Raw genomic sequence first — 10,652 nt, forward strand, 5'->3', positions numbered from 1 at the left:
ATGGAGAAAAGACGCTTTGTTTAACCTAAATACCGGAACTTCGCCTTAATCTACGGCCGACACTATGCATCGTGAGTATCATAAATGGTTCAGTCCCAATTTAGACCGAGACATGGAGTTACTCATTTTTGGTCATGCTGGAGCGCGCGTACTCGTTTTTCCAACCCGCAAAGGGCGCTTCTACGATTACGAGGATTTCGGGTTAGTGGGGGCGCTCTCTCAGCAGTTGGAGGATGGGTGGCTACAGCTCTACTGCGTTGATAGTGTCGATCAGGAAAGCGTTTACAACAAGTACGCCCCTCCGCAGGATCGCATCCGGCGGCATGGTCAGTACGAGCAATACATCCTGCACGAAGTTCTGCCCCTGTCGCGGCTGAAAAACCCCCAGCCTTTCATGATTGCGCACGGATGCAGCCTGGGAGCGTACCATGCCGTAAATATTGCTTTTCGGCACCCGCAGTGGTTTGGAAAAGTGGTTGCCTTAAGCGGTCGGTATGATTTGTCGGAACCCGTAGCCGAATTTCGCGGCCTGTTCGACGATTATTACGACGACGAAATCTATTACAACAGCCCCAACCATTTCCTGCCTAACCTCAACGATGAGGATGTACTGGTTCAGCTGCGTCGGATGCAGATCATTATGACCATCGGTACCGAAGACCCTTTCCTGAACAGTAATCTGGCGCTTAGCGAGGCCCTTTCAGCAAAGCAAATTCCGCATGAGCTACACATCTGGAATGGCCGCGCTCACCGCGCCGACGACTGGCAGAAGATGGTACCGCTATATTTGTAGCTTACTATTCGGCAGTGAATTGACTTAAAACCGAATCGAATCAAACATTTTGACTACGGTTTCTTCGTCTTTTATGTTCCTGCCGCTCAGGACCAGCTTGTTTTGGGCGTTCGTCTGAATATAGACGCCGATGACTCCTTTTCCGGGCTGTTTTGGCCGAACGACCAGCGCTGCCTGTCCATCAATGGTGGTGTTGGTTCGAATGTAGTCAGGTGGCATCTCATTCCTGAAATTATACGAGTACCAGCCGTAATCGAACGTCAGTTCATCCCGGCCATTCGTTATTCGACCAACCTGCGAGTCAATTCCTGCTCCGGGTAGGGCGTGCCAATCCTCGGGCGTTTGGAGCCGGAACGATTTCAGATCAATGGTTTTCACCAGATCAGGACTGCTATCCCGGCAACCCGATAAGCCTAACCCGATCAGGAGCAGGCAGATGAGTCTGTAGTTCATGACTATATTCAGATATGTTTCTCCAGTGACCCGCTGATTAATGGAAGGGTTGGAGCTACCTGCATAACTAAGGCAGCTTATTCGCCAGATACAGGTAGGGTGGATGAAAATGGTGGGTAAAGATTTTCTCTTTGCTATCGGGGTATTGTTTGAGATAATCGGTATCAGCCAGAAGAACGATCGTGTTACCAGTTCGGACGTAATCATTGCTGTTGTAGTATTCAGGTGGCAGGTAACCCGTCAGATTTTTCTTTACCGTATTGGAAGCCACTCTGCCCAGGTATTTCTGATAGTTTTTCTGCGCTTTCAGGGCCGGTTTGCTCAAACTGTTGTAAACATGCCGGAGAATGATACGTTGCGGCAATTTCTGATTTTTAATCAAAGCGGGAGCGCCTTTGAACGGATTGGTGGTATTGAAATCGTTGATCGTCTGAATCGAAATCGGTACCTCAGGAACCCAGTCGGCGGAGTTGACGACGTTGTAAGCCCAGCCGTTTTGGGTAGCGGCTTCATACTCATACGCGAAATACAGGTTTCCCGGCTTTGGCCCCGCGCTGCAGTACGTTTTGAACTGAATATCAGCTGGAATCTTGGCTTGCTTCTGTAGATTCCTGAGATGAGCCGTTAGGAGAAAAGCAATGGCACCGCCCTGGCTATGCCCCATGATGATCATGTCTTTTATGCCGCGCCGATAGCAGGAATCAAGCCTGGGCAGTATATCGCGCGCTAAAAAAGCGGTACTGATCAGCCAGCCGACGTGTACAGCCGCCCTGGGGTTCGAAGCCAGTTCATAGGTGAATTTCTGCGTACTATCGAGCTGGAGTTCACCTTTTGCGGGGACCATAGCCGCGTAAAAATTGGCGAGCCAGCTCACGCTATTGGCCGTTGTGCCCCGAAGACTAAATACGGCTTTCCCCTGGTTGTCGGTCCATAAATCCCAGCGGTTGTCTAAGCCAATGATGGGTGATCGGTAGGTAAGTGTAAACTGCTGTGGAGCCGGAAATGCCTTAACGTATGTAGAGTCGCCAAACTGCGCCGAGACCTTTAAAAGCTCGATGTATTCGGCCTTATCAAAACCGGGCTTCAGCTTTTGGCCGAATGCGCTCGTTCCGTAAAGAAGACTTACAACAACGTAGTAACTCAGTAGTCGCAGTTTCATCAACAGCCCGTTTAAACGTGAAGTAACCTGGTGCATGACGCGGCACCAAGTTACCACTTTTCAGTTACGATCAATAAACCGTTTGCCGAGCCACTAAAGTGCAATCAACTTTTCTGCTGGTTGATCAACCCTGGCCAGGGCGTTACGTACCGTTTCCTGCGCTTTTAGTAAAGCATCTGCGTAGGGCAGATGCAACACGCGGGTAGGCTGTTCAACGGTCAGGTCGGCATCCCACAAACCAGACCGGTGCCAGTGGTCAAGATGATCCCAGTCCGGGCGGTCGATGATGGGGTACAAACACACGCCCCAGAGTGGAATACCCGCTTCGATAACGGCCGCACATTCGCGGCCGATCATGTCGATCCAGACTGGCCGATCAATACCGGGGTGACTGGTTTCGGTTAAGGCAATCGGGCGATCATAGCGCCTGTAGGCTTTGATGAGCAGATTCCTGGGCAGGATCCAGCGCGGGTCGGGGGGCGTATCGTTCCAGGGCAGAAAACTGCCCAGACCCAGCAGCCACTGGTTGTTGTAGTAATAATTAAAGCCGAGAATATCCAGATAATCCGGTGAGCCACCCAGTTCCGGGCACATACGGCCCGCCAGCATGTCAACGGCCTGAAACTGGTATTCATCTTCCTCAGCCGCTTTCTGAATCTCCTCTTCGGTCGCATTTAAAGGCGGCACGATCTGCACGAGCGGCTCAGTGGTGAGAATACGTACGCCGGGATCCAGTTCGCGCATGGCCGCAACGCCTTCGATATAGGCACGCATCAGCCCATATTTCACTTCCCAGCCCTGGCCAACGCAGTACGGCGAGGTTCCCCGCGCTTCACCCCCTAACCACGACATGAAACTTACCTCGTTAATAGGCGTGACGATCAGTTCATCGTCGGGGTAGCGGTCGCGGTAGAACCGCACGAACGCCTGCGCAAAAGCGGCAAACCGCCGGGCAAACATAGGGTGGAGCGGAGTGAGGTCGTCGGGGTAGCCGAAGTGACATAAATCCCAAACCTGCTGAATACCCTGTCGATGGCCTTCCTGGAGCATTCGCTCGACAACGCTCCAATCGTAGCGATAGGGCATTTTTTCGACCTGGCTCCAGCGAACGCCTTCGCGCACAGTACGTATGTTAAACGGGCTCAAATCTTGGTAATCGCTTTCCAAACGCTGCAGATGACCCGTTAAGGGTAAAAAATCGACGCGGTTTCCAAAACAGTTGAGTTGGTCTGTGCATTCATAGCCTGCCCACCAGAACGATCGAAAAGGATTAGTAAATGAGGAGGATGTATCTAGAGGCATCAGTTAGTCTATTGGGCTTGTGTGTTCATCAAAGTTCATAAAAAAGCCATTGGTCATCAAAGGCCAGCGGCTTTTGTTAGGCAAGGGGACAAGTGTTGACGAAATGGACTAAAAGATCATGGCCTAATGCTATAATTGGCTCGTCTGTTCTTATCGAAACACACAAGCGAACTCGCTGCCCCGTACCGGGTTAGAGGCTGTTAACGATGGCCAGCACGAGCTTGGCCGAGTTGCGGGCCGCAATCTTATAGAACGTAAGCATGTCCTGCCGGGCGTTGCCGTTTGCTTTGTCGCTTAGACTGCGAATCACCACGCAGGGCACACGCAGCTGGTAACAAACCTGAGCTACAGCGGCTCCCTCCATCTCGGTAGCATCGGCTTTGTGGTCGGTACGTAGCTGAGCGACGCGGGCTTCGGAGTTAACGAATTCATCGCCCGTTACAACCGTACCCGTAATGATCGATGGAGGACGGGACGTAGCCGGAATTCGCTCAAAATCGGTTTTCTTCACGGCTGCCAATGCTTTCTGAAGCAGTACCGAATCGGCCGGAAAGTAAGCCGGATTCATTTGTTTGCTGACAGCGTCGCGGGTTTGGATGGTTGGCTTCTGATCGAACGTAACGCTGTGGTAATCATGGTAGCCCGTCTGCTTCGCTACGACAATATCACCCGGCTGAAGATCGGGGTTTACGCCCCCGGCAATGCCCGTGAAGATCACCCGTTCAGGCTGAAAATAAGCGAGCATGAACGCCGTGGTCATGGCGGCATTGGTTTTGCCAATCCCCGTTTCGGCGACAACCACCCGGTGGCTGCCAATCAGTCCGCTGGTAAAGGTCAGGCCGTTTATCGTCTTCGTGACAGGATCGTTGAGCGACTGCTGGACGAGTTTAACTTCTTCGTCAAAGGCGCCAAGCAGCGCTGTAACAGGTTGCGGCTTGTAATCCTGGGCTAAACCGACCTGAACGGTGAGTAACAGCGAAAGCAGAGCATATTTCATCTCACAAATATCTCACATGATTTTGGTATTCCTGTGGTGATCGGCTGGGCTACTGATCTGAACTGGCCGGTTTAGTGGCCAGCGGTGAGGGCCAGCAAACAGAACGCGTCAACGACCCACAAGCCCGGCGATACGTCCCGGCCTTTGCCAACGGCAACTTTTATCACCGTCCAGGACAGAAAGCCCCAGATCAGCCCTTGTGTGATGGAGTAGCTGAATGGAATCAGTACTAAGGCCAGAAATGCTGGTAAAGCATCGTCTAACTTGTTCCAATTGATGCGGGTAATGGGTTTCATCATGAATGCACCAACCAGCACCAGCGCGGGAGCCGTCGCAATGGAGGGAATCACCGAGAGCAAAGGAGATAGAAACAAAAACGGCAAAAAACAACAGCCCGCGACTACCGCCGTAAGACCAGTACGTCCACCCTGCGCAATACCCACCGCTGATTCGATGTAGGCTGTTCCCGGACTCGTGCCCAGAATACCCGCGAGGGTGGTGGCCAAGGCATCTGTTAGCATCGCACGGTTCAGGTTGCGGGGTTGCCCATCGGGATCGTGAAGGTTACCCGCTTCGGCCACGCCGACAAACGTAGATACGCTGTCGAAAAGGTCGGTAAAGGCAAACGCAAAAATGACTGGCCAGAGTGCCCACGTCAACGATCCTGCTAGATCGAGACGTCCGAGCAGGCTGAAATCGGGAGTGGCCCAGATGCCCTGAAAATTAACTAAGGTCTTCTGCCCAAAATTTATGGCGGACGCGTCGCCCCAGAAACGACCGATCGGCCAGGCGGCTAAGGTTGTTACAACGATGCCAATGATAATGGCGGCCGGTACATCGCGCACGACCAGAATGCTGGTCAACAACAATCCGAACACAAACGTCAGCACAACCGGATCGTTGAAGCGGGCGATGCCAACCAGTGTTGCCGGATTAGCGACAATGAATTTGGCGTTCTCGAAGCCAATCAGCGTAATGAACAGACCGATACCGGCCGAAACAGCAAAACGTAAAGGAGACGGAATGGCGCGTACGATGGACGAACGAATATTGCCGATCGATAAAAGCAGGAATAATACGCCCGCCCAGAACACCGCCCCTAAGGCAACTTCGGGCCGCAGGCCCATGCCCTTTACCGCGGTGAACGTGAAAAAGGCATTCATGCCCATACCGGGTGCCACGACAATTGGGTTGCGGGCATACAATCCCATCATGAGACTGCAAAAAAACGACAAAAGAATCGTTGCGGTCAGAACGCCACTGAACGGCAAACCGGCCTGACTCAGAATGGATGGGTTAACAACGATGATATACATCGTTGCCAGAAAGGTCGACACACCGGCCAGAACTTCGGTACGCGTCGATGTTTTCCTGGCGGTCATTGGTTGGTCGTTCATCGTTCCAGGGGGTATTCGTTGCGGAACATACGAGATATAACGTTGAATGCCAACTACTGACTGAGTTGGCTTCCCGCATCTTCATCGATCCAGACCTGCGCGTTTGTATGCGTTTGCAGGATACTGGCCGGTACCTGATCGGTGACTGGTCCCGTTAAGGCTTCGGCCAGCATGGGCGCTTTCTTCGGGCCGCTCACTAGCAGAATCACTTCCCGGGCCTGAGTCAAATGGCGAAGGCCAACGGTGATCCCCTGGGTTAAGGTTGTTTCAGTCGTAAAATATTTCTGCCCGACGGTCTTCGTGCTTTCTGCCAATTCGACTACATGACAACCGAGTGCCCAGGACGTACCCGGCTCATTCAGGGCAATGTGGCCATTCATACCCATACCCACCAGCAGCAGATCCAGTCCGCCGTGCGCATCGATAACCGCGTCAATACGAGCGCACTCCGCGGCAAGATCGGTTGCCTTCGCGTTGAACGTATGAACCTGATCAGGGCGTAGTCCGAGCGGTGTGAACAAGTCACGAAAGACGTAATACGAACAACTGCCGTAATCATCCGAACCGAAACCCACCCACTCGTCTAATCCGACAAATGTGCAACGGCTGACATCGGCCTGGCCTGCTTTGACCAATGCAACGAAGCGATGATACGTTTCGATGGGCGTATCGCCCGAGGCCAGGCAAAGCAGGGCATCCGGTGTTTGATTAACAAGAGCCGCGATATGTTCTGCGGTGTGTTGAGAAAGGGCGTCGTGGTCAGGAAAGGTTTGCAGGGTCATGGAAGGGATGGTTTGTTACTTGTCATTCAGGATTATCGATAGTCATTGGCGACTGATAACTAGTTTAACTCATTCGCCCGGATATCTCGACTCCAGCGTTCGGTGCCCTTCTGGTCGTAGACTTTAATGGTGAGGACACGATCTTTTAAGGGGCCGGTGACGGTCATAATGCTGAAGTTACGGTCGCCGACTAGCGTACCGTCGACATAGGTAGGCTGCTTCAGTTCATCGGCCCGGGGTTGCGAGGGCCCCGACGTCAGCGGTGAAATCGTTACGTCGTAGAGTGGATACGTACCGTTACGTTCCAGCTTATGAAGAATGCTGTGGTGACGGTCGCCGGTGATGAACAATACGCCCGGTATTTTAGCGTTGGCAATGGCCTTCAGCAGTCGGTCGCGCTCGGTGCTGTAGATGGCGTAATTTTCGAATGCCTTGGTCGGGTTTACGATCTGACCACCCGTAACGATAAATTTAAACGTAGCCTTACTGGAAATCAGCGCATCAAGCAGCCACTGCATCTGTTTCTCGCCAAAGTACACTTTCTCCGGCCCATCGGCCATGTCGTCGGGTGCCCGGAACGTCCGGTCGTCGAGCATAAAAAACTGGCAGTCGTTCCAGAAGAATGTACCGGCGCAGCTTTCCGGAAAGATAAAGTTTGGATTAGCCCAGAAAAGTTTGAAGGCGTCGAGCGTGGTCGTTTTCAGCCAGTACGAACGATCCGAGTCATTCGGGCCGTAATCATGATCGTCCCAGATGGCGTAGTTATGGGTGGCAGCCAGTAACGGCTGCATTTCGGGTAAGGAGCGCGTGTGCGTATACCGACGCAGCACCCCGGACCGGCTGTTCCAGTCCACTTCGCGGGTATACGTATTGTCGCCGGTCCAGAGCATGAAATCAGGTTTCTGAGCGGATAAGGCCGTGAATATCTCATAGCCACCCCCATAGGGCGTGCCGGGGCGGTCGACTTCAGGTTCGTTGACGTAGGTGCAGCTTCCGACGCCGAAGCGAAAGGTCGGAGGGTCGGTCCGCCACTGCCACAGGCTTTGGGTTTGGAACGTTGTCGGGTAGGGCAGGCTCACCGTTCGCCCCTCGATCAACACGTTGTACACGTACTTTCTTCCGGGTTCCACCTTGTCGGCGAGCAGGTGGGCTGTAAAAGCCGCTTGTTCGTTGGTCCGGATTGCGTTGGTTACGTAACTGGGTGTTGGTTTTCCTACTTCGTGGTAGCGAATCTGCACGCGGGCGGGCTGTTTGGTTTGTACCCAGAGCATCACTTCGCGCATGTCCGAATAACCAACCATTGGTCCGGATTGAATCAGTCCTGTTGCGGGAAGGGCTGTTTTGGGCGCTTTTTGTTTCTGAAGCGGTGTTTGAGCCAGACCGATACCCGAAGCGAAGGCATACCAGAGAAAAAGAACGTATTTCATAAAGCAGTCATTAGCAGTCTTTATCAGCAAGACAAAGACGAAAGAATTATATTTGCACCCTAATTCGGGACAAATGCAACTGGAGAATCAACAATATACTATTCAGGGTGTTGACGTACTGGCCATTGCTGATGAGTTCGGCTTGCCAGTCTATGTGTATGATGCCAACAAAATTATCGAAAAAATCGGCTTGCTCCGGTCTTCATTCGCCGGTGTCAACTTAAAGATAAAGTACGCAGCCAAGGCACTGACGAATCTGTCCATTTTGAAGCTCATGCGGCAGCAAGGCGTTGACATGGATTCGGTTTCGGTGAACGAGGCCCGCCTGGGACTGCTCGCCGGTTTTGAGCCTGGTCAGATCATGTTTACGCCCAGTGGAGTTTCGTTCGACGAAATTCGGGAGGCTGTTGACCTCGGTCTGCAACTGAATGTCGATAGCCTGCCGTTGCTGGAATGGGTCGGACAAACGTACGGGAGCACTGTTCCGGTGAGCATCCGGATAAACCCCCACATCGCCGAAGGCGGAAACATAAAGATTTCAACGGGGCACAAAGACTCGAAGTTCGGGATTTCGATTTTGCAACGATCTGAAATTCGGCAGCTTGTTGAGCAGTACCAGATTCATATTGTCGGCCTGCATATACATACCGGCTCCGATTTCAAGGATGCAAACGCGTTCTTACGAGGGGCTGAAGTGCTTTTTAACTTGTCCAGCGATTATCCAGACCTGACGTTCATCGATTTCGGCAGTGGGTTCAAAGTCGCGTATAAAGACGGGGACTATGTGACGGATGTGGCTGAATTAGGGGCTAAAGTGTCGGAGACGTTTCAGGCGTTCTGCCAGCAATACGGTCGTGAACTTGAACTTTGGTTTGAGCCGGGTAAGTTCCTGGTCAGCGAATCCGGACACCTGCTCGTCAGCACCAACCTTGTAAAAGAGAATCCATCGCGGACGTTCGTCGCCGTCGATTCGGGGCTCAATCACTTGATTCGGCCGATGATGTATGATGCGTATCATGACATCAAGAACGTATCGAACCCGATGGGTGCCGAGCAAACGTACACCGTTGTCGGGTACATTTGCGAAACCGATACGTTTGCCACCGACCGTTCGCTTCCGGAGGTTCGTCCGGGCGATGTGCTGTCGTTTGAGAATGCTGGCGCGTATGGGTTCAGTATGGCTTCAAACTACAACGCCCGGTTTCGTCCGGCCGAGGTGCTGGTTTACGAAGGAACACCGTATCTGATCCGTAAGCGCGAAACGTTTGATGACTTACTACGTGGTCAGGTAGACGTTCCCGTTTTGAACTCAGAAATAATCGAACAACCCTTATAGTTTGCCGGGTGGGCGGGTTTCTTACGTACCTAAGGTGGTAAGATGAACACGCACCCCATAAACTCAGAACCATAACTGTAACAACAATGGGAAGAGCGTTTGAATACCGGAAAGCGCGTAAAATGAAGCGGTGGGGACAGATGGCCAAGACCTTCACCCGGATCGGCAAAGACATCGTCATCGCTGTGAAAAATGGTGGCCCCGACCCCGATACCAACGGGCGGCTCCGGGCTATAATCCAGAATGCCAAGGCGGCTAATATGCCGAAGGAAAACGTGGACCGGGCCATCAAAAAAGCGTCGTCGAAAGAGCAGGAGGATTATAAAGAGATTGTGTACGAAGCCTACGCTCCGCACGGAATTGCTCTAGTAATCGAAACGGCTACGGATAACCACAACCGGACGGTAGCTAATGTTCGCAGTTATTTGAACAAGCTGGGCGGTAGCCTCGGCACCCAGGGCATGCTGGATTTCATGTTTGACCGCAAGTCGGTTTTCCGGATTCCGGCCGAAGGGGTTGATCAGGAAGAGCTTGAACTGGAACTGATCGACATCGGTGGGGACGAGGTTGAATTCGATGAAGAAACCAACCAGTACGTTATCTACGGCGAATTCACCGCGTTTGGGGCTATCCAGAAGTTCCTCGAAGAAAAGAGGTACGACATAAAACAAGCGGAGTTCGAGCGCATCCCCAACGATTACAAAGAGCTATCGGACGAAGAAGCTGCTGACGTTGAAAAGCTGATCGAACGCATCGAAGAAGACGACGATGTACAGACGGTGTATCATAACATGCGATAAGCTTGTTATGCGTTTTTAACAGAAAAGCCAGCACCTGAGAGGGGCTGGCTTTTCTGTTAAAGTATGATTTATGTGTTTTTTATTTAAGGGATACGTTTTCTCTAAGCAGCTGCACCCAGCCCTTCAGCACCTGCGGGGGCGCCGTGCGGTCCAGCACCCCGTAGCGCACACTCACCTGGTAGTAGTACAACCCGCTGGGCAGCTCC

Annotated in this window: 10 protein-coding genes; 3 read left to right on the forward strand and 7 right to left on the reverse strand. The window is 52.4% G+C overall.

All coding sequences use genetic code 11. The annotated features are described in order from the left end of the window. Positions 1 to 64 precede the first annotated feature (64 nt). Positions 65 to 793 (forward strand): esterase family protein, encoded by a 729-nt coding sequence (locus tag ACYVBJ_RS00350; protein WP_460980315.1) that lies wholly within the window; start codon positions 65 to 67, stop codon positions 791 to 793. Positions 794 to 817: 24 nt separating this feature from the next. Here ACYVBJ_RS00350 and ACYVBJ_RS00355 read toward each other — a convergent pair whose 3' ends face one another. The 7 genes from ACYVBJ_RS00355 to ACYVBJ_RS00385 all read right to left on the reverse strand — a co-directional run bounded on the left by ACYVBJ_RS00355 (position 818) and on the right by ACYVBJ_RS00385 (position 8,310). After that, positions 818 to 1,246 (reverse strand): hypothetical protein, encoded by a 429-nt coding sequence (locus tag ACYVBJ_RS00355; protein ID WP_460980316.1) that lies wholly within the window; start codon positions 1,244 to 1,246, stop codon positions 818 to 820. A 67-nt stretch (positions 1,247 to 1,313) separates the two neighbouring features. Next, on the reverse strand, positions 1,314 to 2,405 hold the full coding sequence (locus tag ACYVBJ_RS00360; RefSeq protein WP_460980317.1) for a lipase family protein: 1,092 nt from the start codon (positions 2,403 to 2,405) through the stop codon (positions 1,314 to 1,316). Between the two features lie 93 nt (positions 2,406 to 2,498). Continuing rightward, positions 2,499 to 3,707 carry an amine oxidase gene (locus ACYVBJ_RS00365; RefSeq protein WP_460980318.1) on the reverse strand — a complete coding sequence of 403 codons (1,209 nt, stop codon included), beginning with the start codon at positions 3,705 to 3,707 and terminating at the stop codon, positions 2,499 to 2,501. 190 nt (positions 3,708 to 3,897) lie between these two features. Then, a complete protein-coding gene (locus tag ACYVBJ_RS00370) occupies positions 3,898 to 4,704 on the reverse strand; it encodes a 5'-methylthioadenosine/adenosylhomocysteine nucleosidase (RefSeq protein WP_460980319.1) in 807 nt (268 codons plus the stop codon). A gap of 71 nt (positions 4,705 to 4,775) precedes the next feature. Next, positions 4,776 to 6,101, reverse strand: coding sequence for an NCS2 family permease (locus ACYVBJ_RS00375; RefSeq protein WP_460980320.1), 1,326 nt, complete (start codon positions 6,099 to 6,101; stop codon positions 4,776 to 4,778). 53 nt (positions 6,102 to 6,154) lie between these two features. Further along, entirely contained in the window at positions 6,155 to 6,883 is a 729-nt protein-coding gene (locus ACYVBJ_RS00380; protein WP_460980321.1) for a glucosamine-6-phosphate deaminase, read from the reverse strand. Between the two features lie 59 nt (positions 6,884 to 6,942). Beyond that, the gene (locus tag ACYVBJ_RS00385; RefSeq protein ID WP_460980322.1) at positions 6,943 to 8,310 is read right to left on the reverse strand and encodes an alkaline phosphatase D family protein; all 1,368 of its coding nucleotides are present in this window, start codon (positions 8,308 to 8,310) and stop codon (positions 6,943 to 6,945) included. A 73-nt stretch (positions 8,311 to 8,383) separates the two neighbouring features. On the opposite strand from ACYVBJ_RS00385, the gene lysA reads away from it, so the two are divergent. Next, complete coding sequence (gene lysA / locus ACYVBJ_RS00390; protein ID WP_460980323.1) at positions 8,384 to 9,646, forward strand: diaminopimelate decarboxylase; 1,263 nt, start codon at positions 8,384 to 8,386, stop codon at positions 9,644 to 9,646. A gap of 86 nt (positions 9,647 to 9,732) precedes the next feature. Further along, positions 9,733 to 10,446, forward strand: a complete 714-nt coding sequence (locus ACYVBJ_RS00395; protein WP_460980324.1) for a YebC/PmpR family DNA-binding transcriptional regulator — start codon at positions 9,733 to 9,735, stop codon at positions 10,444 to 10,446. The last annotated feature ends 206 nt before the right edge of the window (positions 10,447 to 10,652 follow it).

It is taken from the genome of Spirosoma fluminis, from assembly GCF_054778895.1.

Excerpts from the sequence above, each read along its gene's own strand:
- ACYVBJ_RS00355 (WP_460980316.1), bottom strand. The coding sequence starts at position 1,246 with ATGAACTACAGACTCATCTGCCTGCTCCTGATCGGGTTAGGCTTATCG.
- lysA (WP_460980323.1), top strand. The coding sequence starts at position 8,384 with ATGCAACTGGAGAATCAACAATATACTATTCAGGGTGTTGACGTACTG.
- ACYVBJ_RS00395 (WP_460980324.1), top strand. The coding sequence starts at position 9,733 with ATGGGAAGAGCGTTTGAATACCGGAAAGCGCGTAAAATGAAGCGGTGG.
- ACYVBJ_RS00350 (WP_460980315.1), top strand. The coding sequence starts at position 65 with ATGCATCGTGAGTATCATAAATGGTTCAGTCCCAATTTAGACCGAGAC.
- ACYVBJ_RS00370 (WP_460980319.1), bottom strand. The coding sequence starts at position 4,704 with ATGAAATATGCTCTGCTTTCGCTGTTACTCACCGTTCAGGTCGGTTTA.
- ACYVBJ_RS00385 (WP_460980322.1), bottom strand. The coding sequence starts at position 8,310 with ATGAAATACGTTCTTTTTCTCTGGTATGCCTTCGCTTCGGGTATCGGT.
- ACYVBJ_RS00380 (WP_460980321.1), bottom strand. The coding sequence starts at position 6,883 with ATGACCCTGCAAACCTTTCCTGACCACGACGCCCTTTCTCAACACACC.
- ACYVBJ_RS00365 (WP_460980318.1), bottom strand. The coding sequence starts at position 3,707 with ATGCCTCTAGATACATCCTCCTCATTTACTAATCCTTTTCGATCGTTC.
- ACYVBJ_RS00360 (WP_460980317.1), bottom strand. The coding sequence starts at position 2,405 with ATGAAACTGCGACTACTGAGTTACTACGTTGTTGTAAGTCTTCTTTAC.
- ACYVBJ_RS00375 (WP_460980320.1), bottom strand. The coding sequence starts at position 6,101 with ATGAACGACCAACCAATGACCGCCAGGAAAACATCGACGCGTACCGAA.